Genomic DNA, 19,003 nt, shown 5'->3' on the forward strand with positions numbered 1-19,003 from the left:
CTTGAAAGATGACGGGTATATTTAACGAGATACCTCATCCAGATACTGCTCAATACGCTGCCGCGTTTCGTCAATCGCCGGGGCGTATTGCCCCGCCAGTACCTGTTCAAAATCCCGCAGCCAGAATCCGATCTGCTCCCGCTCTTCCAGACGCGTCTGCGCCCAGGCTTTTTCCAGCCGCGCCAGCAGGTTGCGGTTCATCAGATTGTCTCTAGGGTGAATCTTCAGTGCTTGCAGCTTTTGGTGGCTTTTCTGCTGCTGTTCAGCACTTAGCCCCGTCGGGCTGCGATCGATCACTTTCGTGAAATTATCGCCGCTGTCCGGCAGGTTAACATCCACTTCCAGCAGCCCATTGATGTCATAGCTGAAACGTACCTCAATGGATTGCTTATACGTTTTCGCTTTTATCGGCATGGTGAATTCATCGATAAACACGTTGTTATCGACGTAAGGGCTTTCCCCCTGATAGATCGCGATACAGATGTTGTCCTGTCCGGCGGAACCCGTGGAAAACGTCTCGACCCGCGAGGTCGGCACCACCGTATTGCGCTCGAGTATCGGGGAAAACAGGCCATTTTGCTTATCGTTAGCGGTTTTAATCCCGAGGGTGTACGGGCAAACGTCCGTCAGGATCACCTCTTCGATATCCTGCTCACGCAGCCGACAAGCGGCCTGCACCGCCGCGCCTTTGGCGACAACGGTATCTGCATCCAGATGCTGATAAGGTAATTTGCCAAACAGCCTGACCACCAGCTTCTGGATAATCGACATCTTTGATGCCCCGCCGACCAGCACCACGTGGTCTAGCTGCTCCGGTTTCAGGCGGGCATCATGCAGCGCCTGTTCTATCGGTGCGCGAATGCGGTTCATCAACGGCAGCCAAGCCGCTTCGATTTCTTCATTATCCAGTACGATGCGCCATTCTTCCTCGCGCCAGTGCCATACCAGCTCATTCAATTGGGAAGGAAAGCCGGGCTGACATTTCAGCGCTTCTGCATGGCTGTAAAGACGTGCCAGATCCGTCGCAGGAATCGCCGCATCCTCAAGTTTCCACGCATTCAGACAGGTTTTCACCATCGCCTGCGTGAAATCTTCTCCACCCAGATAGTTGTCGCCCGCCGAGCTGTGCACTTCGATTAGCGGAAACGCGTATTCCAACACGCTGACGTCAAAAGTGCCGCCGCCTAAATCAAAGACCAGCGTACGCCCCAGTTCCTGCGTGTGTAAGCCGTAAGCCATAGAAGCAGCGGTGGGTTCATTGATTAAACGAACCGCATTCAGCTCTGCCAGTTCTGCCGCAAAACGCGTCTGCTTACGCTGCTCATCGCTGAAATAGGCTGGCACGGAGATCACCACGTCCTTGATGGGATGCCCTAGGTAACTTTCTGCATCGGCTTTGAGCGATTTCAACACCATGGCCGACAGTTCGGCGGGAGAGAACGTTTTATCCCCGAGCCGGAAGGCTTTCTTGCTCCCCATGTAGCGCTTAAACAGCGACGCCGACACCTGCGGGTGCGTGGTCAAACGGGAAATCGCGGGTTTGCCGACCAGAATACTGCCGTCTTCATCAATACTGACGGCCGAGGGAGTGAAGTTATCATTCAGCGCATTCGGTATCAGGCGGGCCTCGCCATTCTGCCAAACGCTAATCAGGCTGTTCGTCGTGCCCAGATCGATACCAATCGCCAGAGAAGCGTCTTGCGGGTGCGTCATGCTGTTATTCCTTATTTAACCATTCCGTACACTAACTATTCCCAGAGTGCCCATCAGGCGCAGATCGCTAGCCCGTTCGGCGAGCAGGCAACAGTATATACATCTTGATTGGGAAAAGACCGCGCACGACGGATTCAGGAATATTTTTCAACAGATCTGGTGAGTGATAAATAAGCGTTATATTATTTACTATATAACGATCATTCACGGAGCATTATCATGGGAAACCATTTTGAGCGGGGCGTCCTCGCAGGGCTGAGATCGGCCAATCCAAAATCCACCAACGACATTAATCCCTACTGCTACGACTATCGGCGCGGCTATATCTGTGGCTATGCCCACAATCTGGCGGAAACCAAAGGCGACCGCCAGCAGGCCGCCTTCGAGGCAGGATTGTTGTCACGCCGCTATGGGCTGGAGCGAGAGAGAGTCGCAGAGTTCTTTACCGAACAAGGCAACCCTTATGCGATTCGGTTTTTTTATGCGGGCTATGATGCGCACACGCCGCGCTAGCTGATGCTAATCAGCGGCGCACATCCCGTAAATCAAAGCTAATGGGGATTGTGATCGTGAGCTGCGTGTTATCCCCTATCACCTCTGCTGGCGGAGCCGGAAGCGGCTGAGCACGCTGCGGCAAGGCGACAGATTCCTTATCCAGCGGCATCACACCGCTGCTGCTGGCTAACGAGACGGCCAGCACATTCCCCGCCCGATCCAACGTCACACGAATCTGGGCGACGCCCTGCAATCGCTGCCGCACCGCCTGCGCCGGGTAACGTTTATAGCGGCTCAGGTGTGCCAGTAGCTGGCTGCTCCAGTCCGCCACCCCTTTACGCATCTGGGCGGCATCGCTGTTATACGGCGCAGCAACTTGCTGGCTGCTGCCCGGCAGTGGCGCGCTGGTAACAGGAGCGGGCGGTTTTTCCGATGGCGCAATCTCTTCCTGTGGTGTCGTCTCCTGCACCGGCTTTTCCATTTTTTTCTGCACTTTTTTCTGCGGCTGCGGCTTTTCCTTTTGCGCTGCCGTTATCACCGGTTTCGGTGCGGGTGCAAGCGGCGGCGCATCCTGCGTCATTTTTTCTGGTTGAGCCGTCGCTTCTTGCGGCGTGGACAGCGTCTGCTGCGGGCCGACAGGCGCATCCTGAGGGCTGGGAGTCGATTGCACGCTATCCGCCACCATTAACATCATGGCAGGCGGCGGTGCTTCAATGGAGGAATCAAGCGCATGGTAGCTAACCCAGACAATCAGCCCTGCGTGCAGCGCCAATGCCAGCAGCCAGCCGCTCCCCCAACGAACCGTCGTGGCGGGCTGAACCGTATTATATTTCAGCGTCTGTGCAGCCATTAGCCTACCGCCCCTCGCCGTGGAGACAGGAGTAGCACTCTCAATGAATGGGGTTCCGAGGAGGTCATCATGCGTTCTTCATCACATCGTTAGGTATAAAACGGCAGCAGATAATAGTAGGTCGTTCAGCTACGAGGATCGGGCAGAAAAAAAGTGAAAACAGCATAAAAAGTAATGTTATTACGTTTTAGCAGGATATTTTATCGCGCAGCAATCTGAACCCAATAGCGAGAGAAATAACGCACCTGTACAGGCAGTGCCTCCATCAGCGCCGCTAAAATATTATCGGTATCATACAGTGGGAAGACGCCGGAAAACCGCAGGCTCTCCACCTCGGGCTGGCAACGAATGACACCGCTGCGATAGCGGCTCAGTTCATCAACAAAATCCACCAGACGCTGATTATCCGCCAGCAGCTGTCCTTTCACCCACGCAGGCTCTGCCCTCGCCGTCTCGATCTGGCCGCAGCGCTGCGTAGAGAACGTCGCAGTCTGTCCGCTTTTCACCACCTGTACATCCTGACCGTTACGCTGCGGATGAAGCCTCACTGCGCCGTCATACACCGCCACCTGCGTGTATTCATCCTGCACTCGCAGACTAAAGCGCGTCCCCAACGCCTGCACTTTTCCCTGTGCCGTCGTCACAATGAAAGGACGTGGATACAACGCGGCCTTCTCCGCCTGACCGGTTTCGATCATGACTTCACCACGAATCAGCGTGAGCTGGCGTAGATCGTCACCGTAAGCCACATTCAGCGCCGTCTGCGTATTCAGCAACAGCGTCGTGCCATCGTCCAATAGCGCATGGCGCTGTTCGCCCACCTGCGTCTGGTAATCCGCCGTCAACGACTGCCAGAGGTCGGTACGCGATCCCGCCATGCCAGCGCCTCCGATCAGACAGAGAATCGCCAACGCTTTGAGTACGCTACGACGCTGCATACCGTTAAGTGTTGATAGGCTCTGGTGTGCCGCCCGTGCATTAAGCTGACCCAGATTGGCACACACGGATTCGATATGCTGCCACGCCTGTTCGTTATCCGGCGAGGCGTCCCGCCAACGCTGCCACTCGCGGCGATCCTGTTCCGTAACGCTGTCGGACATCAGTTGCGTCAGCCACGCCACGGCTTCACGCGCGCTGTCTGGCTGAATCGGCTGGCCCTGTCGGTCACGATAAAAAGTGCGATCGTTCATAGCGGCAGCGCAAAGAAACACTGGAGGTTGGCGCGTTGCAGATACTGTTTCACCGAACTGCTGGAAACCCGCAAGCGTTCGGCGATATCGCTGTAGCGCATGCCGTGGAGGTGCGCGAGCAGAAACGCTTCCCTGACCGGTGCTGGCAAGCCGTCCAACGCGGCATCAAGCTGTTCAAGAATTTCGAGGGTAAGCAGACGCGTTTCCGGGGATGGCATACAGGCATCCGGCTGCGTGCTCAGCACATCCAGATAGGCATCTTCAATCTTTTTACGACGATAATGATTGGCGACCAAACGACGAGCCACGGTAGCCAGAAACGGGCGCGGCTGGCGAATCGTGAGCAGTTCTGGGTTCATCAGCACGCTCAGGAAGGTGTCCTGTGCCAGATCTTCCGCATGCTGGGCGCAGTCCAGTTTATGGCGCAGCCAGTTACACAACCAGCGGTGGTGATCGAAATAGAGCTGTTGGGCAAAGTCATTAACGCTGGCCGTTGCTTTCCTCACCATCGAACTTTACCCCAGAGCACTATTTAAACATAAGAATGATAATCGTTCTTATTTATGTTTTTTCCCTCTGACTGTCAAGTTCCGAAACGAAAATTATTCAAATTTGCTGAATTTACATTACGCCCATGCAACATCATCCGCTAACGGGGCGGCAAGGATATCCGCCCCGAGCACCACGATTAGAAACGCTGTAACACGCTGATTTTTACGTTACGTCCCACACCGGACACAGATTCGCCCAGGTACGGGTAGTAATCGGTATTCAGCAGGTTATCGACCGTCACACGTGCTTCAAATCCTTTTATTGCCTGCGGCTGCCAGCTGGCGAACAGGCCATGCAGCACGTATCCCTTACTCTTCGGCAACGCCCAAATATCGGCCTGTGGATCGCCATCGGCAGGTGAACGATCCTGCTTACGCACAAAATCACCCGTCCAGCCTACCGCCATATCCAGACTTGGGATTTTGGTGCCCAGCGTGGCGTGTGCTGTCGTCGGTGGAATCTCGGCGATCCAGGTTTTATTGCCCCACGGATTACGCGGTGACGCATCGCGCTCGCCACGAATTGAGGAGAAGGACAGGCTGCCAAACAGCCAGCGGCTGTCGTAGAAGGATTCAATCTCTACCCCTTCAATCGTATAGCCCGGCAGATTACGGTAGTTAGAGAGCGGCTGCCCACAAGATGATGACGTACCGCTCTGCGTCTGCGCTTCACACAAGATACCGCGACGGTAGAAAATTTCGTTTTTACCGCGGTTACGGAACAGCGTGGTGCGGATTTGCAGACTGTCTTCTTCCAGCATCAGGTTGTTGAAGTCCAGAATCGCGCCCAGACGAAATGCTTTGATGCTTTCCACTTGCAGATTACGGCTGGTTCCCGGCACGCTGGACGCGGCAGACTGCACTTCATACTGTTCATCGACGACAGGCGCGCGCCAGGTACGGCTGGCATCGGCAAACAGCGACAGATTGTCCGTCGCCTTCCACAGCGCACCAATGCGCGGCGACCAGCCGGTGTAGGTCACGCTGCTGTAGTCATGCCCTGCAGCCGGAATGCTGCTGTTATAACGTGGTGCCGCGTTGGGTTTCCCCGTGTTCGTCACGTGGTCATAACGTACGCCCGGCGTGATCGTTACGCTGCCCAGCGTCACCGCATCCTGTACATACAGGCTGCGGGTTTCCTGTTCCCCTGCCGGCATATAGTAAGGCTGGAAATAGCCGTAGTTATACTCGGCGTTATTCTTACCGGATGGATAGTAGATCAGCGTGTCGCGCTTATGCTGATGCCAGCGCATACCCACCAGCAGCTTATGATCGAGCGGGCCGGTGCTGAAACGACTTTCATTACTGACCTCCGCGAGCTGATCCTTGTAGCTCACCCAGCTTTCGTTCCCCAGCGATCCCAGATAGCTACTCTGTGAAGCTGAATCAGGGCGTCGGTCATGCTGTTCAGTTTTTGAGGTAGCAAATGACGCCGTCAGATTCAGCCACGGCTGATCCTCCGGTGCAATATTCCATTTCAGGGAGTAGTTCTTATCCACCTGATCGCGGTAAACCAGCTTACGCCGCCAGGCCTCTTCCCAGCCGTAGCGAGTAATTTCCGCCTGTGTGGGCGACGCCATGTCGTCACGCTTAGCGGCAAACGGCTGCCAGCCGTCAGATTCGGAGCGCATCGCAGAGAGCGTCAGCGTTTGAGCATCCGTCAGATAGATGTTGGTCTTCAGTAAATAGGACGCCATATCGCTGGTCGAGTAGGCAAAGCGCGTACCGTCAGGGCGTTCGATGTTGTCGCCATCACGCTTGCTCATATAGAGCAGGCCATCAGCCATTCCCTCTTCCGTGCGGCCATACAGCGCGCCGCTGTAGATATTTTGCCGATCGTTGGTGTGATAGCTGTATTTGACCATCCCACCGAAATTTTCTCCCGGCATCAGCAGATCGCTGGCGTCTTTGGTATCAACGTGAATGGTGCCGCCGAAGCCGCCGTTGCCGCTGCGAATATCATGCGGCCCTTTATCGACATCGATCCGTTTAATCAGCTCAGGCTCAATAAATACCGAACCCTGGCGGTATTTCTCAAAGCCTTTTGGCGCACCGTCCAACACGACTTTGACGTCTTCCATATCGCCCATGCCCCAGATATTCAGGCTTTGGCCCCCCGGACGGGGAGAACCCGCCATCGACACGCCGGGGAGTTTATCGAGCAGGCCAGCAATATTATCGGCCTGCACGCGATCAACATCGGCCTGACGCAGCACGGAACGTCCGGCGGCGGCGCTGTCCGATGTGCCGCCAACAACCGAAAGCGTCGGGATGATCAGGCTGCCGTCGCTTCCCTCGGCGGCAAGCGCGGATTCCAGCCGATAGCCCGTGGCCGTCTGGACCGCACTCAGCCCCGTTCCGGCCAGTGCAGCCGCAAAAGCGGCCTGAACGGTGTAGGTTCCCTGCACGCTCCCGCTGGTTTTATTCTGTGTTTGATCGGGAGAAAACGTGAGAATGACATTGGCACGGCTGGCAACGGCCTGTAGCGTGGTTCCGAGCGGCCCCGCCGGAATGGAAAACACCACTGTCGGTGCTGTGGCAGAAGCGGTCGTTTCCGCCGCCAGCGCCGAGCCAACCGTCCCGGCACCCAAGATCAACACGCCAGACAGTGCCAGATGCACTGCCCGCACCACCGTCAAGACGGGTTTGTGCGCGATGCGCCCGCCATTATGATTATTTATCGCCATTGTCATTCCCCTGAAGTATTGAAAAAAAAGACACATCAGGTAGGTCACGCGAAAAACCAAATCGGGCAGAAAAAGTGCAAAAATTTTCAGGAAAACCTCTTCAATGCGATGTAAGCAGCCGTGTTCAGGTGACAAACGGGGCTTCTCTTCGGCCGAAAAACGCACCTTCGGTCACGAACGGCATCCCCTCCGCCATTGATTTTCACGGCGCTTGACCTCATCTTAGTGATTAATCCGCAATAGATATCCGCCTTGCCGGTTTCTCTCTGCAACGGATTTCACTTACCGGCAACGAGATCACCCACAATTATCAGGACGGCACCATGACGAATCCATTACTGACCTCATTTACCCTGCCCCCGTTCTCCAGTATCAAAACGGAAGATATTGTCCCTGCGGTGAAGTCCGCACTGGATGAATGCCGCGAGACGGTAGAACGCGTGGTGGCGCAAGCGGGGCCGTTTACATGGGATAATCTGTGCCAACCGCTGGCAGACAGCGACGATCGTCTTGGCCGCATCTTCTCACCCATCAGCCACCTGAACGCGGTGAAAAACAGCCCAGAGCTGCGTGCGGTTTATGAAGAATGTCTGCCGCTGCTGTCCGAGCACAGCACCTGGGTCGGCCAACATGCGGGACTCTATCAGGCTTACCGCAGCCTGCGCGACGGCGAGCACTACACCGCACTGAGCGTGGCACAGAAGAAATCCGTTGATAACGCGCTGCGTGATTTTGAGCTGTCCGGTATCGGCCTGTCGCCAGAAAAACAGAAACGCTACGGCGAAATTTCCGCTCGTCTGTCCGAACTCGGTTCGCAATACAGCAACAACGTGCTGGATGCCACCATGGGCTGGAGCAAGCTGATTACCGACGTCGCCGAGCTGGATGGCATGCCGGAAAGCGCACTGGCAGCAGCCAAAGCGCAGGCCGAAGCCAAAGAACAAGACGGCTGGCTGCTGACGCTGGATATCCCAAGCTACCTGCCAGTGATGACCTACTGCACCAATCAGGCGCTGCGTGAAGAGATGTACCGCGCCTACGGCACGCGCGCCTCCGATCAGGGACCGAACGCAGGCAAATGGGACAACAGTGAGGTGATGGCGGAAGAGCTGGCACTGCGTCACGAGCTGGCACAGCTGCTGGGCTTCGACAGCTATGCGCACAAGTCGCTGGCGACCAAAATGGCGGAAAACCCGCAGCAGGTACTCGATTTTCTGACCGATCTGGCTAAACGCGCCCGTCCACAGGCTGAAGAAGAACTCGCGCAGCTGCGTGCCTTCGCCAAAGAACACTACGGCGTGGATGAATTGCAGGCCTGGGATATCACCTACTACAGCGAACAGCAGAAGCAACATCTGTATTCCATCAGCGATGAGCAGCTTCGTCCGTACTTCCCGGAAGAACGCGCGGTGAACGGCCTGTTCGAAGTGGTTAAACGCATCTACGGCATCACGGCCAAAGAGCGTAAAGACGTCGATGTCTGGCACCCGGACGTTCGCTTCTTCGATCTGTTCGATGAAAGCGGTGAGTTGCGCGGCAGCTTCTACCTCGATTTGTACGCCCGCGAACACAAGCGCGGCGGAGCCTGGATGGACGACTGCGCGGGTAAACTGCGTAAAGGCAACGGCGAACTGCAAAAACCGGTCGCTTATCTGGTCTGTAACTTCAACCGTCCGGTCAACGGCAAACCAGCCCTGTTCACTCACGACGAAGTCACCACGCTGTTCCACGAATTCGGTCACGGCCTGCACCACATGTTGACCCAGATCGATACCGCCGGTGTCGCGGGCATCAACGGCGTACCGTGGGATGCAGTCGAACTGCCGAGTCAGTTCATGGAAAACTGGTGCTGGGAACCGGAAGCGCTGGCCTTTATCTCCGGCCACCACGAAACCGGTGAACCGCTGCCACAGGAACTGCTGGATAAAATGCTGGCAGCGAAGAACTATCAGGCTGCGCTGTTCATTCTGCGCCAGCTGGAGTTCGGCCTGTTCGATTTCCGCCTGCATGCCGAGTTTGATCCTGCGAAAGGCGCACAGATTCTGCCGACGCTGGCTGAAATCAAAGCGCAGGTGGCCGTGGTGCCAAGCCCAAGCTGGGGCCGCTTCCCGCACGCGTTCAGCCACATCTTCGCTGGCGGTTATGCCGCAGGCTACTATAGCTATCTGTGGGCGGACGTGCTGGCGGCGGATGCTTACTCCCGCTTCGAGCAAGAAGGTATCTTCAACCGTGAGACCGGTCAGTCATTCCTGGATAACATCCTGACCCGCGGCGGTTCCGAAGAGCCGATGGAGCTGTTCAAACGCTTCCGTGGCCGTGAACCGCAGTTGGATGCCATGCTCGCGCATTACGGCATCAAAGGATGAGCATCTGCTTAATCGCAGAAGAAGGCGCCGATAGTGGCGCCTTATCTTCTCTGGCCGCACGCTGGGGGCTGGTTTCCGATCCCGATGCGGTCATGGCGCTAGTGCTGACTGCGGAACGTCTGGAACTGCGCAAGCAGGACGAACCGAAGCTTGGTGCTATCTTCGTCGATTTCATTGGTGGGGCGATGGCGCATCGTCGTCGCTTTGGCGGCGGACGCGGCGAGGCTGTTGCCAAAGCTGTCGGTATCAAAAAAGATTACCTGCCGGATGTCGTGGATGCGACGGCTGGACTAGGGCGCGATGCTTTTGTGCTGGCCGCATTAGGCTGTCACGTACGTATGGTGGAGCGCAATCCGGTGGTTGCGGCACTGCTGGATGACGGGTTGCAGCGTGGCTATCAGGACGCAGAAATTGGCCCGTGGCTACGGGAGCGGCTAACGCTGCTGCACGCGTCGAGTATGACCGCACTGCGTGATATCACGCCGCCACCGGATGTGGTTTATCTCGATCCAATGTTTCCGCACAAACAAAAGAGCGCGCTGGTGAAGAAAGAAATGCGCGTGTTTCAGTCGCTGGTTGGTGCAGATGACGACGCCGATGCGCTGCTGGAACCCGCCCGCGCGCTGGCGAAAAAACGCGTCGTGGTGAAGCGACCAGACTATGCGCCGCCACTGGCTGGCGTACCGGCACAGTCTATGCTGGAAACCAAAAGCCACCGCTTCGATTTCTACCTTCCCGCCTGACCTCTCGCCGCTGTGCCGCTGTGCCACTAAGCGCATCGGCGGCTAAAAACTTACCCTGCTTCGCATTTTCTATGCTGTTTTTGCAAAGTCTGTAGCACAAATGGGAAGCAAATCGCATAATTCCGCGCTATCACCATTTATGACACTAAGATGACATAATGAAAAAAACGCTTCTGTCACTTCTGCTTTGTTTGAGTACTTCTGCTATGGCCGCTCAAGAACCCGTCAATATTACGATTCTGGGGACATCCGATCTGCATGGCACCTTTGTTCCCTGGGATTACGCCACCGACACCGCCAACATGGCTGGCAGCCTGAGTCAAATCGCCACGCAGGTGCATAAGGTTCGCGCACAGCAGCCGAATGTGATTCTGGTTGATGCGGGCGATACCATTCAGGGCAACTTTGTCGAAACCTTTAAGAATGACAACACCAGCCCGATGATCCTCGGTTTTAACGCCCTGAATTATGATGTCTGGGTACTGGGCAACCACGAGTTCGATTTCGGCCTGAACGTGCTTTCCACCTCGCTTGACCAATTCAAAGGCACCGCGCTGGCAGGCAACATTTTTTGGGAGAGCGGTAAACCTTACTTACCCGCCTATAAAATTGTCGAACGGCAGGGCGTGAAGATTGGCATCATCGGTATGGATACGCCGATGACCGCGGAATTCGCCAAAGGCACTGACCGCGTGAAAGGGCTGAACTTTACCGATCCTGTCGGGGCAGTAAAAACCGTTATCCAGCAACTCCACGGCAAAGTGGATGCCATCGTGCTGGTCGCCCATATGGGCATCGATAACGAAAACCAGCGACCGGGCACTGGCGTCGGTGATATCGCTCGCGCTAACCCTGAATTAGCCGCCATCGTCGCGGGCCATATGCACGTAAAAGTGGATAAAGAGGTGATAAATGGCGTGATCGTCACCGAACCTGACAGATATGGTCGCGCACTGTCGCGCATCGATTTGCAGTTTGAGCAGCAGAACGGCAAGTACGTGCTGATTAACAAAGACAGCTATACCTATTCGATCAAGGACGTGGATTCTGACCGCAAGATGGAAGACATCTACGAGCCTTATCACAATACCCTGCGCGCCAACGCTAACCGTCCGATTGCGCAGCTCCTCGGGCACGATCTGGTGCCGCAAGATGCCGTGAAAGGCATTCCTCAGGTACACGTTCAGGACACCGGTATCAGCGCCCTGTTCCAGGAAGCCAGCCGCTATTACGCTCCTAAAGCGCAGGTTATCGCACTGCAAATTGATAACGATCGGCCCAAGCTGAACGTCGGCACCATCGCCGCGAAGGACATTGCCTTTAACTATCAATACGCTGGCGGCGAGATCACGGTTTATCAGCTCACCGGTAAAGAGCTGAAGAAATACATGGAATGGTCAGCGGGTTACTTCAACCAACTACAGGACGGCGATGTGACTTATAGCTTCAATCCGCAGCGCCGCGCGTCCAAGTATTCCACCAACGATTTCTTCGACGGCGTGACGTACACCATCGACCTGACGAAACCCGCCGGACAGCGCATCACCGACCTGAAAATGAATAACGGCATGCCCGTTACCGACGACATGCCGATTCGTCTGGGCATGAACAGTTACCGCATGGGCCACCTGACGCAGAAAGGCGGCGTGCTGGAAGGCATGCAGTTCCCGGTGCTGTCGGATACCAAAGCGAAATATGGCGAAGAGGCGGGCACGATTCGTAACCTGACCATCCGTTATCTGACCGAGGTGAAAAAAGGCCAATACGAGGGTACGGTGCCGCAGCGCTGGAAGCTGGCGGGATTGCAGGGCTATGAGCGCGAACGCCACATCGTCGAATCGCTGCTCAATAGCGGAAAGATTAGCGTACCGACCTCAGATGATGGCCGCTACAGCAACGTGCAATCCATCAACGTGAAAGCATTATTGCTGCCGGATGCTGCGCAGAGGGAGAAACGCGTAGCGGAACTGACGCAACAGCGCGACAGCGCCACCAACACGTTGACCAAACAGCGGCTGAACGATCAGCTGACGATTATCGCGGCCATTAACTAACCGACGCCTCAGCGGGAATCCAAGACCGCTGACAACGTGCGTCGAGCGGTGATAATGGATAGATCGTAAAGACGCTGCACAGTCTGCCATTGGCAGGCTGTGTTATCTCTCGCTGCGGGCTTTCCAGCGTTCGCTCGTCAGGTAGCCGTTCACGCCGACATCCAGGAAAGGACGTGGCGGCAGGTAGTTCGCCTGTCCGAGCGATTGCATATCGCCAATCAGCAGGTTGTCTTCACCGAGCGCCAAATCCGCCAGAATGTGCCCAGCCGCGGTTTGCTTCGACAGCCCCGCCCCGTTACAGCCAGCGGACGCGTACACATTGTCGCTTAGCTGCCCCCAAATTGGCGCGCCGTTGCGCGTTACACTAATCAAACCTGACCAGGTATGCGCCATCTTCACATCGCTCAACTGCGGGAACATCCGGGCAAAAATAGCGGCGTGACGACGCGCATGGCGTCCGGTTTCTACCGCGCTATTGACCAGCTCTGGGGTAAATTTCACATGCTCCCGAATCAGGAAGCGATGATCGCGCGTATAGCGCAACGTCGCACTGGCCAGCGCATTGACCGGCGTCAGCCCCCAGTCCGGCATGTCACCCATGCGTGCTATCTGCTCCGCATTCAGCGGCTCCGTCAGCGTCGCGAAGGTCGCCACGGCAAACACCCGACCATTGAACAGCGGCAGGCCGCGCGCCGCGCCGTTAATCGCCATCATCAGCTTATCTGCCTGAATCTCACCGTACGGCGTTTCCACGCGGATGCGCGATCCGGTTTCGATATTCAGCGCAGGTGAATGGGCGTAAACCGTCACGTTCTTCGGCAAATTCGCCACCAACCCGACCACCAGCGCCGCCGGGTTTAGCAGAATGCAATTGGGAGTGTACACAGCGCGATGATAGAAAGATGTGCCAAGGCGGCGTGCAAGCTCGTCTTTTTCCACCACCTGATAGGGTTCGCCAAGATCGTTCAATTCGCGGACATAGGTATCGATCAGGCCGTTAAACGTTGAACTGACGGCGCAGTGATATTTCCCCGCCACGCTCCAGTCGCACGCAATCGCATGGCGATCCACCTTCTCTTTCAGATGCGCGACGCCGGACTGCAACAGGCGACGATACGCCGCCGCTTTTTCCAGCTCGGCCGTCGAGCTACCGATGTTGTGCGGCAAATCGATGACAAAACCGGAGTTACGCCCGGAGGCATTGTCGCCAATCTCACCCGCATCCAGCAGGATAATGTGTTTATCTGGGCGCTGTTCAGCCAGACGCTGTGCAAAGGCAATCCCCGCATAGCCAGCGCCGATCACCAGCCAGTCCGCCTTTGTTTTTCCACGCTGCTGCGGGTAATTCGGTTTATCGATAAGATCTGCCGACCAGCCATTACGATTCTGATCGAAAGGAAGATGTTTGATTTTCACAGTGGTGTAAGCCTTGAAGAGAACGGGTTGTACCAGAAGACTGACGATACACAATGCTGATTAAGATAAAGAAAGGCAGGAAGCGGTGTCCAGCAAGAAATGTCGCTAAAATTTAGATAAATAAGTGAGAAATCAAAGCGCCTGCGAATACAGGCGCTCAGAAGAACTAAGGCGTTACACGACGCCCTGCGCCAGCATCGCGTCGGCCACTTTTACAAAGCCCGCCACGTTGGCACCGCGCACGTAGTTAGTCTGGCTGTTTTCACCGCCGTACTGCACACAGGCATTGTGAATATCCAGCATGATGTGGTGCAGACGCGCATCCACCTTCTCTGCTTTCCAGCCCAAACGTGCTGCGTTCTGCGCCATTTCCAGACCGGATGTCGCCACGCCGCCCGCGTTAGCCGCTTTGCCCGGCGCAAACAGCACGCCAGCATCCAGGAACGCGTCGGTTGCTGGGATCGTGGTTGGCATATTGGCACCTTCTGCCACGGCTTTCACACCGTTAGCAATCAGCGTCTGCGCCGCAGGCAAATCCAGCTCATTCTGCGTCGCACACGGCAGCGCGATGTCTACCGGTACTTCCCACGGCGTTTTGCCTGCGAGGTAGGTCAGTTTCGCTTCGCGCGCGTAATCTTCCACGCGGCCATAGCGTTTGTTTTTAATCTCTTCCAGCAGCGCCAGCTTCTCTGGGGTAAACCCGCTCTCATCCACCACCGTGCCGTTAGAATCCGATGCCGTAACCACGCGCGCACCCAGTTCCATCGCTTTTTCAATCGCGTACTGCGCCACGTTACCGGAACCGGATACCGCGACACGCATGCCTTCAAAGCCCAAACCGTGGCGTTTCAGCATCGCTTCCGTGAAGTAGATCAGGCCGTAGCCCGTCGCTTCAGGACGAATCAGACTGCCGCCGAACGACAATCCTTTACCGGTGAAGACGCACGCCGTGTTGTTGGTCAGTTTCTTCATCATGCCAGTCATGAAACCGACTTCACGGCCGCCCACGCCGATGTCGCCTGCCGGAACGTCCGTATCCGCGCCCAGATGACGATACAGCTCCGTCATCAGCGCCTGACAGAAGCGCATGACTTCGCCCTGGCTTTTCCCTTTCGGGTTAAAGTCCGAACCGCCTTTGCCGCCGCCCATTGGCAGCGTCGTCAGCGCATTTTTGAAGGTCTGCTCGAATCCGAGGAATTTCAGAATCGACAGGTTAACGGACGGGTGGAAACGCATGCCGCCTTTGTATGGGCCGATCGCGGAGCTGAACTGGACACGCCAGGCGCGGTTCACCTGTACCTGGCCTTTGTCGTCCGTCCATGCGACGCGGAACTGAATCACGCGTTCCGGTTCTACCAATCGTTCCAGCAGGCTGTAATCCGCATAGTGAGGGTTCTGCTCCAGAAAAGGCCACAGAGTGGAAAGGACTTCATTAACGGCCTGTAGAAACTCAGGCTGATGCGGATCGCGTTGTTGAACAGAATCAAGAAAACTTGCCAGAGATACGATTTGTGCCATGAACAGCTCCTGATTGAACGAATAAGTTCCCGTCTGCTTCTTTATTTTTAGACACGCAGAAGCTTGTGGGATCGGTGAAAATGATGTTGTGTCCTCTGGACTATAACACTGGCGATGGATATTTAAGCAAGCGTTTTCTTTTCAGATAAACGTTATAATCCAATGGGATAGGAAGGGTTTTTTGGCGATTTGAGCAGAGAAATTTGCTATAAGTTTTTGTTATATAACAAAAGGCACAGCTAAGAAGCCGTGCCTTTCGTCACTGAAAAAAAATGCAAAAAAAGCTAATTTTTATTCGTCTTCCTCATCGCGCAACGGCACGATGAGCATGTCGACATGTACGGTATTAATCAGCTGGCGAGCAGAAGACATCAGTTTGCTCCAGAAGTCCTGATGGTGACCGCACAGCACGAGATCGACATCGTATTTCTTAATCGCATCAACCAACACCTGCCCTAAATCGCCGCTGCCGCTCAGCGTTTCGCTGATAGGGTAGCCCGCATTCTCGGACAGCTCAGCCAAGGCGTTCTGGGTTTCTTCGGAGATACGCTGTTGCATGTCACCCAGATTGACGTCAATCAGCCCGGTGTAGAGATCGGAGTAGTTCACATCGACGTGGATTAACGACACTTTCGCATTGTACGGTCTTGCCATTGAAACCGCTTTTTCCACTAACACTTTGCTTTCTGGAGAAAGGTCAACAGCAATAAGGATGTGTTTGTAAGCCATAATAAGACTCCTTCCGTAAAGACTAATTAAGGGTTAGCAGATATTTCTCCTGCCAATCTGATACTTAACAGCGGATTATAGGATAGCACTCGTCCGCGCTATCGGTATGTTCAGTCGATCACAACCTGTTTTCAAACCTGTTAATTCTATTGATAAGTGTAGTAGAAACTGCTCCTTTTCACAGTTAAATCGCGCAGCTTCTCCTTTCAGAAAGGGCATTATCTCGTCGAAAATCGTCCTTCATGCCGATTGCGCCTGCCTCTCTGGCACAAACGAACATTCTTCTTCTACACTAGAAGTAGGGCGCGGTGAGCCTGTCCGCTGCACCCTGGGATGGAAAACGAGAATGGGGCTAGCCGTGATGCCGTTGGCTATCCAAAATGACAATAAAATCGTGCGCAAGCGCGTGGCATAACTATTCGTAGAAAAATGTCACAGACAAACGTCGTCGATAAGCGTCGCGGATAAATAAAGAGTAGCGCTTATCATCGGTGACAGGTGGGCAATCGGAAGACATGGCCATCGTATCTGACGAATAGAACGACCGGGAGGGAAGCATGATTAGTACATTTGCGCTTTTCTGGGCTTTATGTATCGTCTGCATCATTAATATGGCGAGGTACTACTCTTCATTACGCGTGTTACTGCTGATTTTGCGTGACTGTGACCCGCTGCTTTACCAATACGTTGACGGGGGTGGCTTCTTTACATCGCACGGCCAGCCAAGTAAACAAATCCGGCTGGTACGCTATATCTACGCGCAACGCTATCTTGATCATCACGACCCTGAGTTTATTCGCCGTTGCGAGCGAGTGCGGGGACAGTTTCTACTTACGACCGCTCTGTGTGGCCTTATCGTCATCAGTCTGTTTGCGATGACAATATGGTATTAAACGCGGGTACTGACACAATTCTCTGGTATTAACATAGCCATTGTTATTAACACCCTCATTGGTATGACAACCATGAACGTCGATAAAAAGTAAAAAGGCGATTCCCCACAGAATCGCCTTTTTTATAACGTAAGCGACGTTGAAAAACGTTCCCTACGTTTTTTGATGCGTGATGAGTTACCGCCGTTAGATCAGCTTCAACGCCAGCCAGTACAGCGTACCGGACATCAGCATTGAGACAGGCAACGTAAGCACCCAGGCAAGCAGAATACTTCTGATCGTTTTGCCCTGTACGCCCCCACCGTCCGCAATCATCGTCCCGGCAACCGCCGAGGACAATACGTGCGTGGTGGAAACCGGCATACCGGTATAGCTGGCAACGCCAATCGACAAGGCCGCCGTCACCTGCGCCGAAACGCCCTGTGCGTAGGTCATGCCTTTCTTACCAATCTTCTCACCGATGGTCACTGCAACGCGTTTCCAGCCCACCATGGTGCCCAGAGACAGCGCCAATGCGACAGCGACGATAATCCAAAGAGGCGCATACTCAACCGTCTGCAGCATGTCTTTACGCAGGTTGCTCAGGTAGCGCTTATCTTCGCCTGACGTTTCTGGCAGCTTGATCACCCGATCCATCGTGTCAGAGATACACATCAGCAAACGACGTACTCTGCTACGATCGTCAGGGTTCAACTGGTCGTAACTTTTCAGGTTATTCAGCAGGCCCTGTGTACGGTCAATCGCAATCATCACGCGTGAACTGTCACAGTGAAACTCTTTCTGACCGTTGCCAGGAATCGTGCTTTCTGGCGTAGGAATCACTGGCGGAGACAGGTCGATAACGTGCGTCAGCGCGTCGCCGTGCTGCTTGTAGTATTCCTGCAAATTGACAACAGCATCACGGGTACGGCTGATGTCATAGCCAGACGCATTCATGTTGACAATAAAGCCAGCTGGCGCGACGCCAATCAGCACCAGCATAATCAAGCCGATACCTTTCTGACCGTCGTTTGCACCGTGAGAGAAACTCACCCCAATCGCCGATAAAATCAGCGCGGTACGCGTCCAGAACGGCGGCTTACGTTTGCCGTCCTGCTTTTCGCGATCGACAGGCGTCAGATGCACGCGTTTGCGTTTTTTACTGTCGTTCCAGAACCGACGCAGCACCAGCACCAGCAGGCCTGCAACCACCATCCCCACAATCGGCGAGAGCAACAGCGACAGGAAAATGCTGATCATTTTCGGCACGTTCAACGCATCCACAACGGAGGTATCCGTCAACAGCGCGTTGGTCAAACCAATACCGATAATGGAGCCGATCAGCGTGTGAGAACTGGAGGCAGGAATACCGAAATACCAGGTACCCAGATTCCAGATAATGGCAGCCAGCAGCATGGAAAAGACCATCGCCAGACCGTGCGCCGAACTCACGTTCAGCAATAAATCCGTGGGGAGAAGGTGAACAATTGCATAGGCCACGCTCAGGCCGCCCAGCAATACACCGAAGAAATTAAAGACACCCGCCATAACAACGGCAAACTCGGCGCGCATAGCTCGGGTATAAATAACAGTGGCAACGGCATTCGCAGTATCGTGAAAACCGTTGATGGCTTCATACATCAGTACAAACAACAAAGCCAATATCAACATCAGGCCAGTGTAGTAATCCAAACCGGCAAATAAATGTAGCATAAACGTTAGGCCATTTAGTGGTCATGAACGCGGCGCATTATCGGCGACAAGCAGGGGTCTGGAAAAGCGAAATATGACATTTTTTTGACTTAATATGTGACGACGA

General features: G+C 54.8%; 14 protein-coding genes. 5 read left to right on the plus strand and 9 right to left on the minus strand.

What is annotated here, in order from left to right; all coding sequences use genetic code 11:
- Positions 1-21 precede the first annotated feature (21 nt).
- Positions 22-1,713, minus strand: coding sequence for a molecular chaperone HscC (locus BJJ97_RS04685; RefSeq protein ID WP_095993225.1), 1,692 nt, complete (start codon positions 1,711-1,713; stop codon positions 22-24).
- A 219-nt stretch (positions 1,714-1,932) separates the two neighbouring features.
- Between BJJ97_RS04685 and BJJ97_RS04690 the strand changes: the two genes are divergently transcribed.
- A complete protein-coding gene (locus BJJ97_RS04690; RefSeq protein WP_005968196.1) occupies positions 1,933-2,226 on the plus strand; it encodes a DUF2623 domain-containing protein in 294 nt (97 codons plus the stop codon).
- 10 nt (positions 2,227-2,236) lie between these two features.
- Here BJJ97_RS04690 and BJJ97_RS04695 read toward each other — a convergent pair whose 3' ends face one another.
- The 4 genes from BJJ97_RS04695 to BJJ97_RS04710 all read right to left on the minus strand — a co-directional run bounded on the left by BJJ97_RS04695 (position 2,237) and on the right by BJJ97_RS04710 (position 7,486).
- Positions 2,237-3,058: an energy transducer TonB family protein gene (locus BJJ97_RS04695; RefSeq protein ID WP_095993226.1), complete on the minus strand. Its 822-nt coding sequence runs from the start codon at positions 3,056-3,058 to the stop codon at positions 2,237-2,239.
- Between the two features lie 200 nt (positions 3,059-3,258).
- On the minus strand, positions 3,259-4,248 hold the full coding sequence (locus BJJ97_RS04700; protein WP_095993227.1) for a FecR domain-containing protein: 990 nt from the start codon (positions 4,246-4,248) through the stop codon (positions 3,259-3,261).
- Entirely contained in the window at positions 4,245-4,757 is a 513-nt protein-coding gene (locus tag BJJ97_RS04705; RefSeq protein WP_010296516.1) for a sigma-70 family RNA polymerase sigma factor, read from the minus strand. The genes BJJ97_RS04700 and BJJ97_RS04705 overlap by 4 nt, the downstream gene beginning before the upstream one ends.
- A gap of 179 nt (positions 4,758-4,936) precedes the next feature.
- Positions 4,937-7,486 (minus strand): TonB-dependent hemoglobin/transferrin/lactoferrin family receptor, encoded by a 2,550-nt coding sequence (locus BJJ97_RS04710; protein ID WP_095993228.1) that lies wholly within the window; start codon positions 7,484-7,486, stop codon positions 4,937-4,939.
- 323 nt (positions 7,487-7,809) lie between these two features.
- Here BJJ97_RS04710 and prlC point away from each other — a divergent pair, with 323 nt between their 5' ends.
- The 3 genes from prlC to BJJ97_RS04725 all read left to right on the plus strand — a co-directional run bounded on the left by prlC (position 7,810) and on the right by BJJ97_RS04725 (position 12,649).
- Positions 7,810-9,852: an oligopeptidase A gene (gene prlC / locus BJJ97_RS04715; RefSeq protein ID WP_095993229.1), complete on the plus strand. Its 2,043-nt coding sequence runs from the start codon at positions 7,810-7,812 to the stop codon at positions 9,850-9,852.
- Positions 9,849-10,595, plus strand: coding sequence for a 16S rRNA (guanine(1516)-N(2))-methyltransferase RsmJ (gene rsmJ, locus BJJ97_RS04720; protein WP_095993230.1), 747 nt, complete (start codon positions 9,849-9,851; stop codon positions 10,593-10,595). Before prlC ends, rsmJ begins: the two co-directional genes overlap by 4 nt.
- Before the next feature lie 158 nt (positions 10,596-10,753).
- Positions 10,754-12,649 (plus strand): bifunctional metallophosphatase/5'-nucleotidase, encoded by a 1,896-nt coding sequence (locus BJJ97_RS04725; protein ID WP_095993231.1) that lies wholly within the window; start codon positions 10,754-10,756, stop codon positions 12,647-12,649.
- Between the two features lie 102 nt (positions 12,650-12,751).
- Here the strand turns inward: BJJ97_RS04725 and BJJ97_RS04730 are convergent, their stop codons facing one another.
- The 3 genes from BJJ97_RS04730 to uspA form a co-directional block, all read right to left on the minus strand.
- Positions 12,752-14,065 carry an NAD(P)/FAD-dependent oxidoreductase gene (locus BJJ97_RS04730; protein WP_095993232.1) on the minus strand — a complete coding sequence of 438 codons (1,314 nt, stop codon included), beginning with the start codon at positions 14,063-14,065 and terminating at the stop codon, positions 12,752-12,754.
- A 174-nt stretch (positions 14,066-14,239) separates the two neighbouring features.
- Positions 14,240-15,583 (minus strand): NADP-specific glutamate dehydrogenase, encoded by a 1,344-nt coding sequence (gene gdhA, locus BJJ97_RS04735; protein WP_014913653.1) that lies wholly within the window; start codon positions 15,581-15,583, stop codon positions 14,240-14,242.
- A 291-nt stretch (positions 15,584-15,874) separates the two neighbouring features.
- Positions 15,875-16,312 carry a universal stress protein UspA gene (gene uspA, locus BJJ97_RS04740; protein WP_095701112.1) on the minus strand — a complete coding sequence of 146 codons (438 nt, stop codon included), beginning with the start codon at positions 16,310-16,312 and terminating at the stop codon, positions 15,875-15,877.
- 557 nt (positions 16,313-16,869) lie between these two features.
- Between uspA and uspB the strand changes: the two genes are divergently transcribed.
- Positions 16,870-17,205: a universal stress protein UspB gene (gene uspB, locus BJJ97_RS04745; RefSeq protein WP_010281678.1), complete on the plus strand. Its 336-nt coding sequence runs from the start codon at positions 16,870-16,872 to the stop codon at positions 17,203-17,205.
- Between the two features lie 186 nt (positions 17,206-17,391).
- Here the strand turns inward: uspB and pitA are convergent, their stop codons facing one another.
- On the minus strand, positions 17,392-18,897 hold the full coding sequence (pitA, locus tag BJJ97_RS04750; protein ID WP_039487480.1) for an inorganic phosphate transporter PitA: 1,506 nt from the start codon (positions 18,895-18,897) through the stop codon (positions 17,392-17,394).
- Positions 18,898-19,003: the final 106 nt, after the last annotated feature.

Origin of the sequence: Pectobacterium polaris, from assembly GCF_002307355.1 — a bacterium.
In the GTDB taxonomy this organism is placed as follows: Bacteria; Pseudomonadota; Gammaproteobacteria; order Enterobacterales; family Enterobacteriaceae; genus Pectobacterium; species Pectobacterium polare.